Below are 21,356 nucleotides of genomic sequence, written 5' to 3'. Positions count from 1 at the left end.
GCTTGATTAGCCTTTTTCGGCGAGAATGTCAAACAGTTCGTTTAAATGGCGGATTTCGTAGTCAGGTTTGACATCAGCCTCATTATCTTTCCCTTTGCGGTTGACCCAGACGGTTTTAATTCCTGCTCTTGAAGCGCCGAGAATATCGGTGTTCAAATTATCCCCGACCATCAAGGTGTCATCTTTTGTAATCCCAAGGAGGCCGAGGCAGTGTTCAAAGATGCTTGGATCAGGCTTTCCTTTGCCAAAGTTTCCGGAGATGACAATTTCGCTGAAATAAGGGGCAAGCTCGGGAACGCCGGCCAATTTTTCTTTTTGCAGACTCGGATCGCCGTTTGTCAGCAAAAGAAGCTCGACCTTTCCTTTCAATTGTTCCAAAACAGCAAACGTTTCTTCGTAGACAAAAGGGCTTTTCCGGCGCACTGCTGCGAAGAATTCGCCAAGCTCTTCTCCGAAGGCGGGATCATCGATTTCAAATACTTTCAATCCGTTTGTCCACGCATTTTTCCTGTATTCAGGGACAATGTTATTCAGCTTTTGAAATCCTTCGCTGATCGGTTCGCTAAAGTTGGACCACAGACCTTCAAACGGATTGATGCCGATCATCACAGTGTATGGATATGTTTCATAAGACGTGTAAAGATCGCGCGCCGCCTGGCGGACGGCTGTTTCAAATTCAGCCGCATTGATCCCGTATTTTTTTTCGGCTTTATGACATGTTTCGGAAAATGCTGTACTGACGCTTTTTTCATCCCAGAGCAATGTATCATCTAAATCAAAAAATACGGCTTTCATGATCTTCTCCTCTGCCTTTAGTTTATAGAATTCTCTCATTTATTTTACAATAGATAAATAGGATGATAAAGCAATGATTTTAAGAATGTGATGTAATGCAGTGTCAAAGTATCAAAGTTTGGACTTATGATAGAATGAGACCATATTCTTCTTTTAGAAAGCAAGGGGACATACATGATTCATCTCATGATCATGATGCTGGAGAGAGTGGGAATCATCGTTATTTTGGGTTTTATCCTTGCCCATATGAAGGTATTCCGCCAGCATCTCCAGCATCCTCAAGGATATAAGGGAAAGACTGTTCTCATCTGTATCTTTTCTCTTTTCAGCATGATCAGTAATTATACAGGGATCATCATTCGCGGTGATGAGATTTTGTACAATGATTGGGTTTTTACGATTGATCCGTCAAGTTCGATTGCCAATACGCGAATTCTCGGCGTGGAAATCGGCGGCCTGATCGGGGGGCCGTTCGTTGGTGCGGGGGTCGGGCTCCTTGCGGGAGTTCACCGCTTTTCTTTAGGGGGAAGCACGGCTTTAAGCTGTGCGGTTTCTTCACTTTTAGCGGGTGTGGCTTCAGGCTGCATCGGGCTCTTTTTTCGAAAACGGCATCAAATGGTGACCCCGCGGGTTGCCGCTCTGGCAGGCATCAGCATGGAAGCTCTGCAAATGTTTATGATTCTGGTTTTGGCCAAACCCCAGGCCGATGCGTTTGCGCTTGTGCAGATGATCGGCGTCCCGATGATGATTGTCAATGGGACGGGCAGTTTTATTTTTCTGTCGATCATTCAATCTATTATCCGGAAAGAAGAGCAGGCAAAAGCCGTGCAGACACACCGGGTGTTTTCGATTGCCGATCAGACGCTCCCCTTTTTTCGCCAGGGGCTGAACGAAGCATCCTGCAAAAGCGCGGCCCGGATTATTCACGAGATGACAGGAACCGATGCCGTATCTATTACAGACAGGGAAAATATTCTCGCACACGTCGGTGAAGGAGCCGGCCATCATATTCCTTCCAGAAGCCTGATTACCGGATTGTCCAAGAAAGTCATCAAAACAGGGAAAGTCATGAAAGTGAAGTCACGGGATGAAATAGAGTGCACCCATCACGCTTGTCCGCTGCAGGCAGCAATTGTCCTGCCGCTCATATCCAATCAGCAGACGATCGGTACTCTGAAACTTTATTTTAAAAGTCCTGCGGGATTAAACCAGGTAGCAGAAGAGCTTGCCGAAGGTCTGGCGATGCTTTTTTCAACCCAGCTTGAGCTTGGGGAAGCAGAGCTGCAAAGCAAGCTCTTGAAAGATGCTGAGATTAAAGCGCTGCAGGCGCAGGTGAATCCGCATTTTTTATTTAACGCCATTCATACCATTTCCGCACTATGCCGGACAGACGCTGAAAAAACCCGGAAACTGCTGCTGCAGCTCAGTGTCTATTTTCGTTCAAATTTGCAGGGGGCGAGACAATTGCTGATCCCGCTTTCAAAAGAACTGAATCATCTTGAAGCGTATTTATCATTGGAGCAGGCTCGTTTTCCGGGAAAATACACAATAGAATTTCATATCGAGGATGGGCTTGAATGCCTTGAGATCCCGCCGTTTATTTTGCAGCTGCTCGTTGAAAATGCGCTGCGCCATGCTTTTCCGAAAAAACAGAAGGTGTGCACGGTAAAAGTATACGTCTGTTCAGAACGTGACGGCGTTTTAATGAAAGTGAGCGACAATGGCAGGGGGATCAATCCCGACATGTTGGAACAATTGGGAAAGGCGCAGTCTTCCTCCAAGGAAGGGAATGGGACGGGACTTTACAATCTGAACCAGCGGCTGACGGGTTTATTCGGCCGGCAGGCTTCCTTAGATATGAAAAGTGAACCTGGCAAAGGGACAGAGGTTTCTATCAAGATTCCTTTTCAAGCTGGAAGAGAGGGGAATGGGGATGCTCAAGGTTTTAATCGTTGATGATGAAATGTTTGCACGGGATGAATTGAAATATTTATTGGAACGGACGCAGGAAGTGGATGCTGTAGACGAGGCTGAACATATTGAAGAGGCATTTGACAAAATGGCCGATCAAAAGCCGGATCTTCTTTTTTTAGACATTGACTTATCAGGAGAAAACGGATTTGACATTGCTAAACGTCTGAAAAACATGTCCGCGCCCCCGGCCGTTGTTTTTGCTACCGCCTATGATGAATATGCGCTGCAGGCATTTGAAGTGGATGCCATTGATTATGTGACAAAACCATTTGATGAAGACCGGATCAGGCAAACGATCAAAAAATACAAAAGGATGTACCCGGATAACAAAGAGGAGCGGCAGCTTTCCGGTCACGAAAGACTGGCTCTCGGCATTGATGAGTCGATCGTGATTCTCGATCCAAATGAAATCGTATATGCGGGTTTAAAAGACGGACAAGTCACCGTCAAAACCTTTGATCAGGCCTATACCGTCCATGACACACTCGTCATGCTTGAGCAAAAGCTTCCACAGTCTGTATTTATCAGAATCCACAGAAGCTTTTTGGCAAACATGGATTATATAAAAGAAGTAAGGCCATGGTTCAATTCAACTTATAATCTGCTGATGAAAGACGGTTCAACGATTCCGGTCAGCCGGACCTATGCAAAAGAGCTAAAAAAACTGCTTCATATGATATGAAGCAGCTGACATTATAAAACCCGCTGAAGGCCCGGCCGGCCCGCTTCAATAACAAAGCTGGCATATGTCGAGACTGGAGCGCCGGGGCGGGTTATATAAGGAAGAACCTGAAAATCGGCTTGAATATGTTTAGGGATCATCTTGCAGCGAACATAGCCCCGCTGTGCATTGTATAGTTTGACATGTGGATTTCCGAGCCAAATCGGCGCCAAGGAGTCGGTTTCGGACCCATCTGCATCAGATGAGATGGATGTTGTGATCAGTTCGGTCCCGATCGTCTCCGATTGAATGTCATTAAAATCGGTTTTTAAATCTGCGGCCGCATGTCTGTGAATATCCCCCGTCAGCACGACGGGGTTTTTAATGCCGTACGCCTTATATGCGGAAAAAAGCCTGTCGCGGCAAGCGGGAAAGCCGTCCCACTGGTCTGTGCTGTATTCAACCCCAGGTCCGGTGTCGCGGTCGATTTGCGCGAGCACGACTTGCTGCACCAGCATGTTCCATATCGCGTCTGACTTGCTCAAATGATGAAAAAGCCAGCGCTCTTGGGCGCTTCCAAGTATGGACCTGGACGGGTCGAGCCGTTCAGCCTCGTTTGACGGGTAATCATTGCGGTACTGCCGGGTGTCAAGGACATTAAATTCCGCCAGTTTTCCATAGCGAAAACGCCGATACATCAGCATGTCAGGGCCGTTTGGAATCGAGGCGCTGCGGATCGGAATATTTTCATAGAAAGCTTGGTAGGCGGCGGCGCGCTGACGGAGAAAGTCGTCGGGTGAAGTCTTGTATTGCGAATGTGCGCCGGCATAATTGTTTTCGACTTCATGGTCATCCATGGTGACAACCCAAGGCGCCAATGCATGAATCGACTGAAGGTCGGGGTCTGTTTTGAACAGGGAATACCGCAGCCGGTATTGGCTCAATGTGACGGTTTTGGCATTGTGAGCGCTGGATAGCTTAACATTCCGATAAAGGTTTTTGGAATTGATGGGATATTCATAAATATAGTCGCCAAGAAAAAAAACAACATCAGGGTGGTCTTCGGCCATATGCCGATAAGCGGTAAAATATCCGTGATACCAAGCCTGGCATGAAGCGAGGGCGAACGACATTCCGCTGAGATCGGCAAATGGAGAAGGAGCGGTTTTTGTCCGTCCTGTCCGGCTGATCTCCCGGCCTGCTTTAAACCTGTACCAGTAATATCTTCCCGGTTTTAAACCGTGTACTTCAACATGAACCGAATGGGCCAGCTCAGGTAGGGCAGCGGCCGTTCCCCGCTTCACGATTTTGCGAAAATGTTCATCTTCAGCTACCTCCCACTGAACTGGAACATGCCGTTTCGGCATCCCGCCTAAACCATCTTCAGCAAGCGGATCAGGCGCCAGCCTCGTCCATAACACAAATCCGTCCGGATGCGGTTCCCCTGAAGCAACACCGAGCTTAAACGGGTTATCTGTGAATCGAGGTGCTTCGGCGGCGAGTGAAGCGTCTTCCGGCATTAAACCGCGGCTGACCAATGATGTGAATTGTGCAGCAGGGTGAAAACGCCGCCCGCTCATTGCATCATACATGAATTGCCCCTCCTATTTTCTTCATCGTGTGTTCCACATTAATCACTATACGATCGGTGCCTGCTCATTAGCACATATTGGAATTTATTTATCTGTGAAAACGATTTGTATTTCAGCGCCTGATTTCTGCAACTGAGCCTTGTTATCCGGCAAGTTTTAGTGAAAGCGCTTTTTTATTGGCTTCATTTTATATAATGAAGCCAATAAAAAAGCCAAAGAGGTGAATGAAATGAGTGGAAAGAAAGAATATGGCTTTTTAACACAAGCGTTTATTTTTGCTGTCATCATGTTTGTTTCAAACGGAATCGCCGGGATTCTGCCCATCCCGATCCCTGCATCTGTTATAGGTTTGGTGCTTTTATTCACGTTGCTGTCAGCTGGGGTGATTAAGCTTGAGCAGGTCGAATCACTCGGTGCGGCCCTAACCTCGCTTATCGGGTTTTTATTTGTTCCGTCAGGGATTTCTGTGATGAATTCGCTCGGTGTAATGCAAAAATATGGTCTGTCTATCGTATTTGTCATCTTTCTGGCTACCGTCATTTTACTTGCCGCAACCGGGCTGTTTTCTCAGTTCATCCTGGCTGCAGGCAGTAAAAAGCAGAAAGCGGCGCCGCTGGAGACGGCTAAAAAAACAGCTTCTTGATGAAAAAAGGAGGGTTTATCTGTGACACCTTATTTTGGCATTGTCGTTTCACTTGCCGCATTTGGCATCGGCACATATCTATTTAAAAAAACAAAAGGGTTTTTCTTGTTCACGCCATTATTCGTCGCCATGATCCTGGGGATTGCGTTTCTGAAAATCGGCGGCTTTACATATGAAGATTACAGCAGCGGGGGCGACATTATTAAATTCTTTTTAGAGCCGGCGACGATTGCGTTTGCCATTCCTTTATACAAACAGGCGGATAAGCTGAAAAGATATTGGTGGCAGATTCTATCGGCCATTATCGCCGGTTCGGTCTGTTCAGTCGCTGTCGTGTATTTCATCGCAAAAGGCATCCATCTTGACGGTTCAGTCATGAAAAGCATGCTGCCGCAGGCCGCTACTACAGCGATTGCTCTCCCTTTATCAAATGGCATCGGGGGCATTTCCGATATAACGGCTTTTGCGGTCATCTTTAACGCCGTCATCGTTTATGCGCTCGGGGCTTTGTTCTTAAAAATATTTAAAGTGAAAAATCCGATTGCCAAAGGGCTGGCGCTTGGAACATCAGGTCATGCACTCGGCGTCGCCGTCGGGATTGAGATGGGGGAAGTCGAAGCGGCCATGGCGAGCATTGCGGTTGTTGTTGTGGGCGTTGTGACTGTAGTTGTCATCCCGCTATTTATACAGATCACCGGCGGTTAGGATGAAAAAAATAAAAAAATCACCGTTGCTATTTCAAATCTGTCCTGTTATAATAGCAAATGTTGTGATAAATTTTATATCTTGACTTGCAGGATATGTTTATGTAAGATGGATAATGAATTGAATATATATCAACAAGCAGAAGCACCCGCTTCTCACCTGATTGACACATTCTTGTAGTTGGCAGGTTAAACGTACATTTCTTATTTTTTTATGCAGATGTTCGCAGTGTGGGTGTTTCTAAATGCCCACACTTTTTGTTTGCCTGTGGAAATACAAAGAAACGGTCAGAATGAGTTGTGAAATCAATTCAAAGATTCTATGGAGGTGGCTCATTATTAGCAAAGATCAATTGGTTAATGAGGGTATCCGTGCGCGTGAAGTCCGTTTGATCGGACAAAATGGCGATCAGCTTGGGATTAAATCCCGCCAGGAAGCTCTGGAAATTGCGGGTCGCGCAAATCTTGACCTTGTTTTGGTTGCAGCAAATGCAAAACCGCCTGTCTGCCGGATCATGGACTATGGAAAGTACAGATTTGAGCAGCAGAAGAAGGAAAAAGAAGCACGAAAAAATCAAAAAATCATTAACTTAAAAGAAGTTCGGCTGAGCCCTGGTATTGAAGAACACGACTTTAATACAAAGCTTCGCAACGCTATCAAGTTCCTGGAAAAAGGGGACAAAGTGAAAGCGTCCATCCGCTTTAAAGGCCGTGCGATCACGCATAAAGAAATCGGACAGCGCGTGCTTGACCGCTTTTCAGAAGCGTGTGCGGAAGTGGCGACTGTTGAAACGAAGCCGAAAATGGACGGCCGCAGCATGTTCCTGGTGCTTGCGCCTAAAACTGAAAAGTAATTAAGGAGGAAACATCCATGCCAAAAATGAAAACTCACCGCGGATCTGCGAAACGTTTTAAAAAGACAGGTTCCGGGAAACTGAAACGTTCTCATGCATATACAAGTCACTTGTTCGCAAATAAATCTCAAAAACAAAAGCGCAAGCTTCGCAAAAGCGCAATGGTCAGCGCTGGCGATTTCAAACGCATCAAGCAGCAGCTTGCCAACATTAAGTAATTCGTAAAAGGTATAATTAGGAGGGAAATCAAATGCCAAGAGTAAAAGGCGGAACTGTTACACGCAAACGTCGTAAAAAGGTTCTCAAATTAGCAAAAGGTTATTTTGGTTCAAAACATACATTATATAAAGTAGCTAACCAGCAAGTGATGAAATCAGGAAACTACGCTTTCCGTGACCGTCGTCAGAAAAAGCGCGATTTCCGCAAACTTTGGATCACTCGTATCAACGCTGCGGCACGCATGAACGGACTTTCTTACAGCCGTTTAATGCACGGTCTTAAACTTTCCGGCGTTGAAGTGAACCGCAAAATGCTTGCTGACCTTGCTGTAAACGATCTTACTGCATTCAATCAGCTTGCTGACGCTGCTAAAGCTCAACTTAATAAATAAGAAAAAAGGCCGAGAACGGCCTTTTTCTTTTTTCGTTTTTTCAACAACGTACGACCTCTGCTCCCTCAAGATACATAAGATAAGGCGCATCCGGCAGCAGGAGTTCTGTCATACCGCCCGAATGATAACAATCCGTAAAATAGACAAGGGGAGAAATATCGAAATGAATATCGCGCTGATATACCTTATCCTCATAAACGGATATGGTTTTTTATTGATGAAAACCGACAAACAAAGGGCCGTCAAAAACAAGTGGAGAGTGTCTGAACGCCGTATCTGGCTGACGGCAGCCGTTTTCGGCTCTGCGGGTGTTTGGCTCGGGATGCTCCGGTTCAGACATAAGACGAAACATCTTTCCTTTGCGCTGGGGATTCCCTTTCTGCTGATCGTACAAGCTGTTTTGGCAGGTTTTTATTTTATCATCAACTAAAAAAGCAGAAAAAGCTTTATTGCTCTTCTGCTTTTTTGTTCTTCCATTTTTGTATGGACGAATCCCAATCGATTTTACAGTCTGGATAACGCTGTTTAATCCTTTCTTCTAATTCATTGAAATCCGCTTCTGTAAAAGTGCCGAGCTTCTCTTCAGAGCTGTCGGTCCATACAAAAATGGTATGGATAAACAATGGGTGGTCTTTTGCCGGTATGTGTTTTTCTCCTTCGAAAAGCACGCCTTTAAATGTTAATTTGAAATTTTTTCGCGTGTTTTTTTGTTCGTCTAGAAAGTAAAAATGTTCCTTTGCCTGTGCTGATTTCAGTCTCCGCTTCGGACTTCCCAAAAACAGAACGGCCTTGTACACAACATAAATCAAAAGCGCCAGCAAAGCGAGTCTCAGAATGATGACAAGCATAATGAAAAAGACCCCCCATGAAAGAAAATCAGGTATATCTCAATATATACGAACCAGTAAACATAAGGTTTCATTTTTTTTGATTAAAAAAGGCTGCAATTGATATTCATCGTATTGAAAAGGGATGTTTTTGTATAATAGTAATGAGGTTAATAAAGGAGGCTATATATAGATGGCAAAACTTGATGAAACACTGACCATGTTAAAAGAATTAACAGATGCAAAAGGAATCCCGGCAAATGAAAAAGAACCAAGGCAAGTCATGAAATCATACATAGAGCCATTTGCTGACGAGGTAACGACAGACGGACTTGGAAGCTTGATCGCGAAAAAGACGGGACAAGCTGACGGACCGAAAATCATGGTTGCCGGTCATCTTGACGAAGTCGGTTTTATGGTGACGCGCATTGATGACAGAGGCTATCTTCGGTTTCAGACGGTAGGAGGCTGGTGGTCCCAGGTCATGCTGGCACAGCGCGTCACGATTGTGACGAAAAAAGGGGATATCACCGGTGTGATCGGTTCAAAGCCGCCTCATGTCCTGTCCCCAGACGCGCGAAAAAAACCGGTGGATATTAAAGACATGTTTATCGACATCGGTGCTTCGAACAGGGAGGAAGCGATGGAATGGGGCGTTCTGCCCGGGGATCAGATTGTGCCTTATTTTGAATTTACAGTGATGAACAATGAAAAAATGCTGCTTGCCAAAGCATGGGACAACCGTATTGGCTGTGCGATTGCAATAGACGTTTTGAAAAACCTGAAAGCCGCTGATCATCCAAATGTTGTGTATGGCGTCGGTACCGTTCAGGAGGAAGTCGGACTGCGCGGCGCAAAAACCGCAGCACACACAATCAAGCCTGATATCGCCTTTGGCGTTGACGTCGGAATCGCAGGGGACACGCCGGGAATTACAGAAAAAGAATCGACAAGCAAAATGGGAGAAGGCCCGCAAATCATTCTATATGATGCCTCAATGGTATCGCATAAAGGGCTCCGTGATTTTGTCACTAAGGTGGCGGATGAAGCCGGTATTCCATATCAATTTGATGCCCTTTCAGGCGGCGGCACCGATTCAGGCTCGATACATGTGACCGCAAATGGAGTGCCTGCTCTGTCCATTACAATTGCGACCCGCTATATCCACACGCACGCGGCCATGCTCCATCGCGATGATTATGAACATGCGGTGAAATTAATTACCGAAGTCATCAAACGATTGGACAAAGAAACGGTACAAAATATTACATTTGATTGACGATAAGCTGACAGCTGTTTTTTAGGCTGTCAGCTTATTTTTTTTGGAATATAAAAGGAAGCGCTTACATATAACAGATAAAGACATTCCCAAATATTACATCGAGAGGAGGTCCAGCTGTTTTTGCCCAATATATTGATTGGAGAGTGGTTTAGTGAAACACAATTTACGGGGGATTTTTTTGGCATTGGTATTTATAATGGGCCTGATGTTGACATTTCCGACTGCTGAGCCCGCTTCAGCAGCTTTCTGGGATACAACAGGGGACAATTTCATCCATGATCCTTCTATGATCAAAGAAGGCAGCACATACTATACATTTGGGACTGGTGTCGGCACAGGGCTGCGTGTCATCTGGTCGAATGACGGAAAACACTGGAGTGCGGCGCCGAGTATTTTTCCTTCCCCGCTCTCTTGGTGGAAGTCGTACGTATCAAATTACGAGGCGCATCAGTGGGCCCCTGATATCAGCTATTACAATGGGCGGTACTGGCTCTATTATTCTGTCTCTTCCTTCGGGACAAATACTTCATTGATTGGTCTGACTTCAACAGACCGGATCGCTTCGGGGCAATGGCGCGACGACGGCCTAGTGATCAGATCAACTTCTGCAGACAACTATAATGCGATTGATGGCGATTTTGTGATGGATAAAGACGGAAATCCGTGGCTTTCTTTCGGCTCATTTTGGAGCGGCATCAAGCTGACAAAGCTGGATAAAACAACGATGAAACCGACCGGGAAGCTGTATTCAATCGCTTCAAGGCCGAATAGCGGAGGAGCGGTAGAAGCGCCGAACATCACATATAAAGACGGCTACTATTACCTATTTGTATCGTTTGATAAATGCTGCCAGGGGGTGAACAGCACCTATAAAATAGCGTACGGCCGTTCAAAGAATATTACGGGCCCCTATTATGATAAAAGCGGCAAGAATATGATGAACGGCGGGGGAACGATATTAGACGCCGGGAACGACCGCTGGAAAGGACCGGGACATCAGGATGTACTGAACAATTCGATGATTGTCAGACACGGCTATGACGCCCTTGACAACGGGGTTTCCAAATTGTTGATCAATGATTTGTACTGGGACTCCGGAGGGTGGCCGACGTATTAATTCTTCTTTTTGCCAAGCATGCGTTTCGTCTGCTTGGCATTTTTTGTTGCTATTTTGTGAAATTGAAAAACAGAAATTAAATTGACAGTTTGTGGTCTTATTAATATAATAAACTTGTTCGGATAAATATATTTTTTAATCATAATTGTACGTACCTGTAGTGTGTTGATAATCGGTGCCGAATGTATCATCCGGTTTTTTGTAAGCGTTTTAATAGTTTGCTAATGTTCCACAACACCTGAGTAGTAAAGGGGGAAACATTTTGATTCAGTCAAAAACGCATGAATTTTGGTTTGTAACGGGCAGTCAGCATTTATATGGAGAAGAGGCTGTAAGAGAGGTAGAAGAGCATTCAACAATCATTTGCAAGGGATTAAATGACGGTCATTTAGGATTCAAGGTCAAGTACAAGGCTGTCGCCACTTCGCTTGACGGCGTCAGAAAGCTGTTTGAAGAGGCGAATAGAGACGCGGCATGTGACGGTGTCATAACTTGGATGCACACATTCTCACCTGCTAAAATGTGGATTCCGGGCCTTTCTGAACTGAATAAACCATTGCTTCATTTCCACACCCAATTTAACAGGGACATTCCGTGGGAGAAAATCGATATGGATTTCATGAATATCAATCAGTCTGCCCACGGTGACCGTGAATATGGCTTTATCGGAACGAGATTGGGACTTCCGCGGAAAGTCATCGCCGGCTACTGGGAGGACATGGAGGTAAAGCGGTCGATCGATCGGTGGATGAGCGCTGCGGTAGCTTACAATGAAAGCCGTCATATTAAAGTGGCCCGTTTTGGCGATAACATGCGCAATGTTGCGGTGACCGAAGGAGACAAAATCGAAGCTCAAATTCAGTTAGGCTGGTCAGTCGACGGATATGGAATCGGTGATCTTGTCCGCGAGATCGATGCGGTATCAGAAGAGAGTCTCAGTGACCTGCTCGCAGAATATGAGGCGCTTTATGAATGGCCTGAAGGGGATGATGCCCGTGAAGCCATCAAAGAGCAGGCCCGGATTGAGCTTGGATTAAAGCGCTTTCTTACAGATCGAGGCTATTCTGCCTTTACGACGAACTTTGAGGACCTGCACGGCATGAAGCAGCTCCCGGGTTTAGCTGTTCAGCGGCTGATGGCCGAAGGCTTCGGTTTCGGGGGAGAAGGGGATTGGAAAACGGCTGCCCTTGTCCGCATGATGAAAGTGATGGCAGACGGAAAAGAGACGTCATTTATGGAGGATTACACCTATCATTTTGAACCGGGCAATGAAATGATTCTTGGCTCCCACATGCTTGAAGTGTGCCCATCGATTGCCGAAAGCAAGCCGAGAATTGAAGTCCATCCTCTGTCAATGGGAGACAAGGATGATCCGGCCCGACTCGTGTTTAACGGAATTGCCGGCTCAGCGGTTAATGTTTCTTTAATTGATTTGGGCGGACGTTTTCGGCTCGTGATCAATGAAGTGGATGCTGAGAAGGTTCAGCATGATATGCCGAATCTTCCGGTCGCGCGCGTCCTTTGGAAGCCGCAGCCGTCTCTCAGAACGTCTGCGGAAGCATGGATTTTGGCGGGCGGAGCGCACCATACATGTCTTTCTTATCAGCTGACGGCTGAACAGATACTGGATTGGGCTGACATGACAGGTATTGAAGCGGTTTTGATCAACCGCGATACGACGATTCCAAAGCTTCGGAACGAACTCATATGGAGTGAAGCTGCATATCGGCTTCGCATGTTTTAAGGAGGGGAGCTTATGCCGTTTACAATCGGGATTGATTTTGGAACGTTATCGGGGAGAGCGGTCTTGGTTGATGTCCGGACTGGGGAAGAGGCCGCGACAGCAGTCAAGGAGTATACGCACGGCGTGATAGATCACGAACTGCCCGGGACAAAGCGAAAGCTTCCGAGAGACTGGGCGCTTCAGCATCCGGCCGATTACATTGAAGTGCTGGAAGAAACGATTCCGAGTCTTCTGGAGCAATCAAAAGCCGATCCGAAAGAGATCGTCGGCATCGGCATCGATTTTACGGCATGTACGATTCTGCCGGTTGACAAAGATGGAACACCGCTTTGCATGAGGGAGGAATATGCCGGAGAACCCCACAGCTATGTGAAGCTTTGGAAGCACCATGCCGCACAGGAGCACGCGAACCGGCTGAATCAAATCGCGGAAGAAAGAAATGAAGCCTTTCTTCAAACATATGGAGGAAAAATTTCTTCTGAATGGCTCGTGCCAAAAGTGATGCAAATCGCAGAAGAAGCGCCCTCCATTTATGATGCAGCAGACGAAATCATGGAAGCTGCTGACTGGATCGTCTACCGCCTGTGCGGAAATAGAAAACGGAACAACTGTACAGCGGGCTATAAAGCGATTTGGAACAATAAGACCGGCTATCCTTCCGATGATTTTTTTGCAGCGCTGCACCCTAAACTGAAAAACATCGTGCAGGAAAAATTAACGGAAGATATTGATTTATTGGGAGAGCGTGCGGGCGGACTGACTGAGGAAATGGCCGCTAAAACAGGGCTTTTGCCGGGAACGGCGATCGCGATTGGAAATGTTGATGCACATGTCTCAGTACCCGCAGTCGGAATCACAGAACCGGGGAAAATGCTGATGATCATGGGAACATCCACATGCCACGTGCTGCTAGGCGAGGATATCCGAATGGTGCCGGGGATGTGCGGTGTCGTTGAAAACGGCATTCTTCCGGGCTATGTCGGCTATGAAGCGGGCCAGTCCTGTGTAGGCGATCATTTTCATTGGATGATCAAGCATTTGGTGCCTGAAGCCTATATGAGAGAGGCCGAAGCTGAAGGGATATCCATTTATGAGCTGCTGAGTCAAAAAGCAGACAATCTGCGCATCGGTGAAAGCGGGCTGCTCGCATTGGATTGGTGGAACGGAAACCGTTCAACACTGGTCGATGCAGATCTGACGGGAATGATGCTCGGGATGACGCTCGCTACAAAACCGGAAGACATATACCGCGCATTGGTGGAAGCGACTGCTTACGGGACGAGAATGATCATTGAAACGTTCCGGCAAAGCGGCGTGCCGATCGAAGAGCTGTATGCAGCCGGAGGAATTGCCGAAAAAAATCCGTTCATTATGCAGATTTACGCAGATGTGACAAACATGGAAATCAAAATCTCCGGTTCTCCGCAGGCTCCTGCTTTAGGATCTGCGATATTCGGTGCCCTTGCGGCAGGAAGCCAAAACGGCGGTTATGATCATATCGAAGAGGCTGTCAGACATATGGGGAAAGTCAAGGACTATACGTACAAACCGATTCCGGAAAACGTCACATTGTATGATCAGCTGTATGCGGACTATAAGGAGCTTTACATGTACTTCGGAAAACAAAACGATGTCATGAAGCGTCTCAAAAAATTGAAAAACATCCAGTCCATCAGCTCCGCCGTCCGGTAAAACGATCATCAAAAGGAGGATAAACTTGTGCTGGAAGCTTTAAAAGAGCAGGTGTTAAAAGCGAATTTGCAGCTTGAGGAGCACCGCCTTGTCACGTTTACATGGGGGAACGTCAGCGGGATTGACCGCGAGAAAGAGCTTGTTGTCATCAAGCCGAGCGGTGTGAAATACAGCGAATTAAAAGCGGAGGATTTAGTCGTTTTGAACATGGAAGGTGAAGTTGTTGAAGGAGGGCTGAAACCGTCTTCCGACACACCGACCCACCTCCATCTTTACAAGGAATTTCACACGATAGGCGGCATTGTCCATACCCATTCCCCATGGGCGACAAGCTGGGCGCAATCAGGCAGGGATATTCCGTCATTGGGAACGACACATGCCGACTATTATCACGGTGATATTCCGTGTACAAGAGAAATGTACGCTGATGAAATAGCCGGACAATACGAATTGAATACCGGAAAAGTGATTACAGAAACATTTCAGCATCTTGATCCGCGTGATGTCCCGGGCGTTCTCGTCAACAATCACGGACCGTTTTGCTGGGGGGAGGATGCTTTGACAGCCGTACACAATGCCGTCGTATTAGAAGAAGTGGCGAAGATGGCCTATCATTCACTCATGCTGAATCCGTCTCTTCACCCGATCAAAAGTGTTTTGCAGGATAAGCATTTTTTCCGGAAGCATGGGGCTGGCGCATATTACGGTCAATAGAGGAGGGAAGTGTTTAAATGAATGACCTGATCTCTTATATGAACAACACTTTAGGCGCATGTGATTGCGGAGCCGTCCATCATCCGCTGACAGTCGAAAAAATAGCGGTCGGTGAACATGCTCTTGATCAAGAGCTGCCGGCTTACGTGAAAGCCGCTTCATTTCAAAAAGTTGCTGTCATTTGTGATGAAACGACTGAGCAGATAGCCGGAAAAAAGCTGATGGCCATTCTTCATGAAAAGGCTGAAGCAGCCTCGGTCAAACTGGAGGCGAATGCGGCGGGCGATGTCACGGCAGATGAGAAAACGTTGGTGAGCGCACTGATCGGCATACCGCTTGATACGGATGTGCTGATAGCGGCCGGCGCCGGCACGATTCATGATATCGTCCGCTTTTGCGCCTTCCAGCGCGGGATTCCGTTTATTTCAGTGCCTACGGCTCCATCGGTTGACGGCTTTACTTCAGCCGGTGCGCCGTTGATTTTGAAAGGCAAGAAACAGACGATACAAACGACTGCGCCGATTGCATTATTTGCCGACCTCGAGCTTTTGCGAAAGGCTCCGCAAAAGATGATTGCCGCCGGATTCGGCGATATGCTCGGCAAGGTTACATCGCTTGCAGACTGGGAAATCTCCCGTTTGCTTGCGGACGAGCCCTATTGTCCGGCCGCTGCAGCTATCACAAAAGAAGCTCTTGAACAGTGTCTTTTGCGGATAGATGACATCGCTGCAAAAACGCGCGAAGGCATTGAGAAATTGATGGAATCGCTGATCATTTCCGGACTTGTCATGCTGGTGCTGGATCATTCTAGGCCGGCTTCGGGCGGAGAGCATCATCTTTCACATTACTTGGAAATGAAAGCATTGGAGAATCAAAAGCGGCAGGTGCTCCACGGCGCAAAAGTCGGTTGTGCTGCCATCATGCTGGCAGATATTTATCGGTCCCTTACAGAAACAACATGGAGTGATGAACACGCCGAAAAAACAGTGCGTTCAGCTTATGAAAATCTGCCCGCCGGCGAGACGATGGAAGGATGGATGAGGCGTGTCGGCGGGCCTGTATCGCTCGAAGAACTGGATGTCGATGAGCATCTGCTGACTGAAGCGCTGGCTCACGCCCATCACCTCAGAGATCGGTATACGGGATTGAAAATCATCAATCAATACGGCCTATTGCCTGAGATGAGGCAAAATGTCAAACATGAAAGGGGTTAAAACGTGAAAAAGTTCCTTTCATATTTCCTTATGATCACGATGGCTGCATGTTTGCTTTTAACGGGATGCAATGCGAGCCCTGCCGCCGATAAGACGTCAGATGCCACCGAGCTGACATTTTGGACATTTAACGGGCTCCATGAACAGTTTTACGCAGAAATGGTGAAGGAATGGAACAAAACATATCCCGATCGAAAGATTAAGTTAAATACGGTTGTTTATCCATATGGACAGATGCATGACAACTTATCCATTTCACTTTTGGCGGGTAAAGGAGTCCCTGATCTTGCCGATATTGAACTCGGACGTTTCTCCAATTTTTTGAAGGGATCAGACATCCCTCTCACAGATTTGACATCTTTGGTTGAGAAGGAACGCGACAAGTTCGTCGAAGCGAGGCTGACACTCTACAGCAAAAATGGAAAACTGTACGGTCTCGGCACACATGTCGGAACGACCGTGATGTATTACAACATGGATATTTTAAATAAAGCCGGGGTCGATCCGGATGATATCAAAACCTGGGAGGATTACAGGGAAGCAGGCAAACAGGTTGTCGAAGCTGTCGGCAAACCGATGATGACAATTGAAACAACCGATCCGAACTCATTTTTGCCGCTGGTTTCCCAGCAGGGCTCAGGCTACTTTGATGAAAAGGGCCGATTAACATTAAACAACGAAACAAATGTAAAAGCGCTTGAATTTTTAAAAACGCTCATTGAAAAAGATAAAATTGCGGTCACCACGCCGGGAGGAAACCATCACAGCGAGGAATATTACGGATTCATGAACCAAGGCGGGGCGGCATCTGTGTTGATGCCGATCTGGTATATGGGCAGGTTTTTGGATTATATGCCGGACTTGAAAGGAAAAATCGCGATCAGGCCGCTGCCGGCGTGGAAAGAAGGGGGAGACCGCTCAGCCGGAATGGGCGGAACAGCCACCGTCATTCCAAAACAAGCGAAAGAAGCCGATATGGCCAAGGATTTTCTGAAATTCGCCAAAGCTTCTAAAAAAGGAAACATAAAACTATGGACCGTCCTTGGATTCGACCCTTTAAGATGGGATGTGTGGGATTCAGAAGAGTTGAAGAAATCGAATCAATATACAGATTACTTTCAAAACGGCAGCCATATTTTTTCTATGCTTCTTGAGGTAAAAGATGAGATCAATCCGATTTATTTAACAGAGGATTATGCGAAAACTTCCGATTTGGTGAACAAAAATGTATTGTATGAGGCACTTAAAATCAGAAGCAAAACGCCGAAAGAAGCATTGGACAAAGCAGCCTCCGAAGTGAAGGGGCAATAGTCTTTCAATACTGTAAAGCGAGGCGATAACTTGAAGACTGTTAAAACAGATACAGTGCATTCGTTTCCGCCGGTGAGCAGAAAAAGAAAGATAAGAAACTTACTATATTCAGCAAAAGCCGCACCCTACATTTTCACAGCACCTTTTGTACTCTCCTTTTGCATATTTTTTCTTTATCCGCTTATCAGCGTCGTCATCATGAGCTTTCAAAGCATTCTGCCCGGAGAAATCCGCTTCATCGGGACAGAGAACTATAAAGCTTTAAACAACCCTACTTTTTATACCGCACTTTTCAACACCATGAAATACACCTTTTGGACATTGCTGATTTTAATACCAGTTCCGCTTATTCTTGCAGTCTTTCTTGATTCAAAGCTGGTGAAGTTTAAAAACGTGTTTAAATCCGCGCTATTTATTCCGGCTCTTACTTCAACCATTGTGGCGGGAATCATTTTTCGTCTGATTTTCGGAGAAATGGATTCATCCTTGGCAAACTCGCTTTTGATTAAGCTTGGGGCTTCACCGCAAAACTGGCTGAACAATGAGCACACCGGCATGTTTTTAATGGTCATGCTCGCAACATGGAGATGGATGGGCATCAATGTTCTCTACTTTCTGGCCGGTCTGCAGAATGTACCAAAAGAATTGTACGAAGCCGCCGAGATCGACGGCGCCGGCACTTTGAAAAAGTTTTACCATATCACGCTTCCATTTTTAAAGCCCGTCACCGTCTACGTGCTGACGATCAGCATCATCGGCGGCTTTCGGATGTTTGAAGAAAGCTATGTGCTGTGGCAAAACAACTCTCCGGGCAATATCGGCCTGACGATGGTCGGCTATATTTACCAGCAGGGTCTGGCATATAACAACATGGGCTATGGATCGGCGCTCGGCATCGTGCTCTTGATCATTATTTTCATCGCCAGCCTCATTTCATTAAAGCTGTCTGGATCATTTAAAAAGGAGGGCTATTAATGCGTCCCGCCAGAGGCTTAAACATTGCGAAAATTGCTTCATTTTTACTGTTTGCGATATTAAGTTTTTTGTTTGTATTCCCGCTTTTTTGCCTTTTGCTCGGCTCGCTTAAGCCGTCTTCGGAGCTGCTTCGGTTCGGGCTTAATTTACACTTGAGCCCCGACATTTTAAGCCTTGATAACTATCTTTATCTGTTTAACGGAGGAAGCATTTATTTTAAATGGTTCACAAACAGTCTGATTCTTGTGGTCATTTCAACCGTTTTGACGCTCTTGTTCTCTTCGATGGTCGGGTACGGGCTTGCCGTATATGATTTTAAAGGGAAAAACCTATTGTTTGTGTTTGTGCTGCTGATCATGATGGTGCCGATTGAGATTTTAATGCTGCCTTTATTTAAAATGACGGTCTCCTTGCACATTGTCGACACGTATGCCGGTGTGATTCTTCCGTTTATCGTGTCGCCTGTCGCCGTATTTTTCTTCAGGCAGTATGCGCTCGGCCTGCCAAAAGATTTGCTTGATTCAGCAAGAATGGATGGATGCACCGAGTTCGGCATTTTTTTCAGGATTATGGCGCCGCTCATGAAGCCGGCATTCGGGGCGATGATCATCCTGCAGTCATTAAACAGCTGGAACAATTTTTTGTGGCCGTTAATCGTTTTAAGGTCAAAAGAAATGTTTACGCTTCCAATCGGGCTGTCCGCTTTGCTCAGTCCATATGGAAACAACTACGACATGCTGATCTCGGGATCGGTGCTGGCGATTCTGCCTGTTATTTTGATTTTCTTGTTCTTCCAAAAGTACTTTATTTCAGGTTTGACAGCGGGCGGAATTAAAGGCTGATCAATATATATCATATTTTCATTTGAAAGGAATGAGTGAAATGACGGAAAAAAAAGCGAAAATGACGATTGACAAAGAATACAAGGTAGCTGAGATTGATAAACGGATATACGGCTCATTTATCGAGCATCTTGGCAGAGCCGTTTATGAAGGCATTTATGAACCGGATCACCCGGAGGCTGATGAATCTGGTTTTCGACAGGATGTCATCAAACTCGTGAAGGAGCTGAAAGTCCCGTTTATCAGATATCCGGGAGGTAACTTTGTATCCGGATATAATTGGGAGGATGGCGTCGGTCCGGTCGAAAACCGGCCGACAAGGCTTGACTTGGCATGGGCGACCACAGAACCGAACCTTATCGGCACAAATGAATTTATGGATTGGGCGAAGCTTGCCGGCGCCGAAGTCAATATGGCCGTCAATCTCGGCACAAGGGGAATTGATGCCGCCCGCAACCTTGTGGAATACTGCAATCATCCGTCAGGATCGTACTACAGCGACTTGAGAAAGTCCCACGGCTATAAAGAGCCGCATAAAATCAAAACGTGGTGCCTCGGCAATGAGATGGACGGTCCATGGCAGATCGGCCATAAAACAGCAGCCGAATACGGAAGGATTGCCGCTGAAGCCGCAAAAGTCATGAAATGGACAGATCCGTCAATTGAGCTTGTCGCCTGCGGAAGCTCCGGAAGCGGCATGCAGACATTCATTGATTGGGAAACGACTGTGCTTGATCATACTTATGAGCATGTTGAGTACATCTCTCTTCATTCGTATTACGGAAACCGTGATAATGACCTGCCAAACTATTTGGCGAGATCGCTTGACATGGATCATTTTATTAAAACAGTTGTCACTGTCTGCGACTATATGAAAGCGAAAAAGCGCAGCAAGAAAACGATTCATCTTTCTTATGATGAATGGAATGTCTGGTATCATTCAAATGAAAAAGACAAAGAAGCTGAGCGCTGGGCAAGAGCGCCGCACCTTCTTGAAGACATTTACAACTTTGAGGATGCGCTGCTGGTCGGCTGTATGCTGATTACGATGCTGAAACACGCCGACCGCGTGAAAATTGCCTGTCTCGCTCAGCTTGTCAATGTCATCGCCCCGATTATGACGGACAAAGGCGGAGAGGCTTGGCGCCAGACGATTTTCTATCCGTTTATGCACGCTTCTGTTTACGGACGGGGAACGGTATTACAGACGTCAGTGTCATCTCCGAAGTATGACAGCAAAGACTTTACAGATGTACCGTACTTAGAATCTGTCTCTGTTTTCAATGAAGAAGCAGAAGAACTAACCGTATTTGCAGTAAACCGCGCAACTGACTGCGGCCTGCACATGGAAGCCGATATCAGAAGCTTTGACGGCTACTCTGTAAAAGAGCATATCGTTCTAGAACACGATGATAACAAAGCGACGAATGAAGAGGACAGAAATAATGTCATTCCTCACAGCGGCGGAGACGCCAAAGTGTGCGACGGCACGCTGACGGCACATTTGCCGAAGCTTTCCTGGAATGTGCTCAGATTGAAGAAACAATCATGATTTAATGAAAAGAACCGGCTGCAGAAAGCCGGTTCTTTTCAATTTCAGTCAATTCGAAGAAAGGGTTAGCATATTTTGTCTCGAACATGATATAAAACCAGACAAGGAGAGGAAGGGGATGAAATTTTTTTCAGCTGTTTATTCATTTATCATTTAAGATTTTTAGCTTATCTTTGGCTTATATTCATTACATCCATTCTCAATACCGCTCATTTTTTCAACAACTCATTTATGGCTGGGGCCGTCATATTTG

General features: G+C 46.3%; 21 protein-coding genes and 1 other annotated feature. Of the genes, 18 read left to right on the top strand and 3 right to left on the bottom strand.

The genetic code is table 11. From position 1 onward, the window contains the following. Nucleotides 1–6: 6 nt before the first annotated feature. The gene (locus BTA30_RS19565; protein ID WP_076763200.1) at nt 7–795 is read right to left on the bottom strand and encodes an HAD family hydrolase; all 789 of its coding nucleotides are present in this window, start codon (nt 793–795) and stop codon (nt 7–9) included. 174 nt (nt 796–969) lie between these two features. Between BTA30_RS19565 and BTA30_RS19560 the strand changes: the two genes are divergently transcribed. Next, complete coding sequence (locus BTA30_RS19560) at nt 970–2,751, top strand: sensor histidine kinase (protein ID WP_076763197.1); 1,782 nt, start codon at nt 970–972, stop codon at nt 2,749–2,751. Continuing rightward, entirely contained in the window at nt 2,729–3,451 is a 723-nt protein-coding gene (locus BTA30_RS19555; protein ID WP_076763195.1) for a LytR/AlgR family response regulator transcription factor, read from the top strand. The genes BTA30_RS19560 and BTA30_RS19555 overlap by 23 nt, the downstream gene beginning before the upstream one ends. A gap of 11 nt (nt 3,452–3,462) precedes the next feature. Here the strand turns inward: BTA30_RS19555 and BTA30_RS19550 are convergent, their stop codons facing one another. Further along, nucleotides 3,463–5,022, bottom strand: a complete 1,560-nt coding sequence (locus BTA30_RS19550; protein ID WP_076763193.1) for an alkaline phosphatase D family protein — start codon at nt 5,020–5,022, stop codon at nt 3,463–3,465. Nucleotides 5,023–5,251: 229 nt separating this feature from the next. On the opposite strand from BTA30_RS19550, the gene lrgA reads away from it, so the two are divergent. The 6 genes from lrgA to BTA30_RS19520 all read left to right on the top strand — a co-directional run bounded on the left by lrgA (nt 5,252) and on the right by BTA30_RS19520 (nt 8,263). Then, entirely contained in the window at nt 5,252–5,665 is a 414-nt protein-coding gene (lrgA, locus tag BTA30_RS19545) for an antiholin-like murein hydrolase modulator LrgA (RefSeq protein WP_076763191.1), read from the top strand. Nucleotides 5,666–5,686: 21 nt separating this feature from the next. After that, the gene (gene lrgB / locus BTA30_RS19540; RefSeq protein WP_076763189.1) at nt 5,687–6,370 is read left to right on the top strand and encodes an antiholin-like protein LrgB; all 684 of its coding nucleotides are present in this window, start codon (nt 5,687–5,689) and stop codon (nt 6,368–6,370) included. A 130-nt stretch (nt 6,371–6,500) separates the two neighbouring features. Next, nucleotides 6,501–6,636: a sequence feature (ribosomal protein L20 leader region), on the top strand. Nucleotides 6,637–6,704: 68 nt separating this feature from the next. After that, a complete protein-coding gene (gene infC, locus BTA30_RS19535) occupies nt 6,705–7,223 on the top strand; it encodes a translation initiation factor IF-3 (RefSeq protein WP_116523372.1) in 519 nt (172 codons plus the stop codon). 17 nt (nt 7,224–7,240) lie between these two features. Then, nucleotides 7,241–7,441 (top strand): 50S ribosomal protein L35, encoded by a 201-nt coding sequence (gene rpmI, locus BTA30_RS19530; RefSeq protein WP_076763186.1) that lies wholly within the window; start codon nt 7,241–7,243, stop codon nt 7,439–7,441. Between the two features lie 32 nt (nt 7,442–7,473). Next, nucleotides 7,474–7,833: a 50S ribosomal protein L20 gene (gene rplT / locus BTA30_RS19525; protein WP_076763183.1), complete on the top strand. Its 360-nt coding sequence runs from the start codon at nt 7,474–7,476 to the stop codon at nt 7,831–7,833. A gap of 163 nt (nt 7,834–7,996) precedes the next feature. Beyond that, nucleotides 7,997–8,263 carry a DUF1294 domain-containing protein gene (locus BTA30_RS19520; RefSeq protein WP_076763180.1) on the top strand — a complete coding sequence of 89 codons (267 nt, stop codon included), beginning with the start codon at nt 7,997–7,999 and terminating at the stop codon, nt 8,261–8,263. Between the two features lie 16 nt (nt 8,264–8,279). Here BTA30_RS19520 and BTA30_RS19515 read toward each other — a convergent pair whose 3' ends face one another. Further along, on the bottom strand, nt 8,280–8,681 hold the full coding sequence (locus BTA30_RS19515) for a sigma-w pathway protein ysdB (RefSeq protein ID WP_076763177.1): 402 nt from the start codon (nt 8,679–8,681) through the stop codon (nt 8,280–8,282). A gap of 172 nt (nt 8,682–8,853) precedes the next feature. On the opposite strand from BTA30_RS19515, the gene BTA30_RS19510 reads away from it, so the two are divergent. The 10 genes from BTA30_RS19510 to arfA all read left to right on the top strand — a co-directional run bounded on the left by BTA30_RS19510 (nt 8,854) and on the right by arfA (nt 21,103). After that, on the top strand, nt 8,854–9,939 hold the full coding sequence (locus tag BTA30_RS19510) for a M42 family metallopeptidase (RefSeq protein WP_076763174.1): 1,086 nt from the start codon (nt 8,854–8,856) through the stop codon (nt 9,937–9,939). Between the two features lie 199 nt (nt 9,940–10,138). Further along, complete coding sequence (gene abnA / locus BTA30_RS19505; protein WP_083696919.1) at nt 10,139–11,059, top strand: arabinan endo-1,5-alpha-L-arabinosidase AbnA; 921 nt, start codon at nt 10,139–10,141, stop codon at nt 11,057–11,059. Nucleotides 11,060–11,321: 262 nt separating this feature from the next. Beyond that, nucleotides 11,322–12,803, top strand: a complete 1,482-nt coding sequence (gene araA, locus BTA30_RS19500; RefSeq protein ID WP_076763169.1) for an L-arabinose isomerase — start codon at nt 11,322–11,324, stop codon at nt 12,801–12,803. A 12-nt stretch (nt 12,804–12,815) separates the two neighbouring features. Continuing rightward, nucleotides 12,816–14,495 (top strand): ribulokinase, encoded by a 1,680-nt coding sequence (araB, locus tag BTA30_RS19495; RefSeq protein WP_076763166.1) that lies wholly within the window; start codon nt 12,816–12,818, stop codon nt 14,493–14,495. 27 nt (nt 14,496–14,522) lie between these two features. Continuing rightward, complete coding sequence (gene araD, locus BTA30_RS19490) at nt 14,523–15,209, top strand: L-ribulose-5-phosphate 4-epimerase (RefSeq protein ID WP_076763164.1); 687 nt, start codon at nt 14,523–14,525, stop codon at nt 15,207–15,209. A 38-nt stretch (nt 15,210–15,247) separates the two neighbouring features. Beyond that, nucleotides 15,248–16,423: a sn-glycerol-1-phosphate dehydrogenase gene (locus BTA30_RS19485; RefSeq protein WP_076763348.1), complete on the top strand. Its 1,176-nt coding sequence runs from the start codon at nt 15,248–15,250 to the stop codon at nt 16,421–16,423. Between the two features lie 3 nt (nt 16,424–16,426). Continuing rightward, nucleotides 16,427–17,734: an arabinooligosaccharides ABC transporter substrate-binding protein AraN gene (gene araN, locus BTA30_RS19480; protein WP_076763162.1), complete on the top strand. Its 1,308-nt coding sequence runs from the start codon at nt 16,427–16,429 to the stop codon at nt 17,732–17,734. 30 nt (nt 17,735–17,764) lie between these two features. Then, nucleotides 17,765–18,709 (top strand): arabinooligosaccharides ABC transporter permease AraP, encoded by a 945-nt coding sequence (gene araP, locus BTA30_RS19475; protein WP_076763158.1) that lies wholly within the window; start codon nt 17,765–17,767, stop codon nt 18,707–18,709. Continuing rightward, nucleotides 18,709–19,551 (top strand): carbohydrate ABC transporter permease, encoded by an 843-nt coding sequence (locus BTA30_RS19470; protein ID WP_076763155.1) that lies wholly within the window; start codon nt 18,709–18,711, stop codon nt 19,549–19,551. Before araP ends, BTA30_RS19470 begins: the two co-directional genes overlap by 1 nt. 40 nt (nt 19,552–19,591) lie before the next feature. Further along, the gene (arfA, locus tag BTA30_RS19465) at nt 19,592–21,103 is read left to right on the top strand and encodes an arabinosylfuranosidase ArfA (RefSeq protein WP_076763152.1); all 1,512 of its coding nucleotides are present in this window, start codon (nt 19,592–19,594) and stop codon (nt 21,101–21,103) included. Nucleotides 21,104–21,356 lie beyond the last annotated feature (253 nt).

The organism is Bacillus swezeyi (assembly GCF_001969815.1).
GTDB lineage: Bacteria > Bacillota > Bacilli > Bacillales > Bacillaceae > Bacillus > Bacillus swezeyi.
Note: the sequence above shows the minus strand (reverse complement) of the source record. Positions and strands in the feature narration are given on the sequence as shown.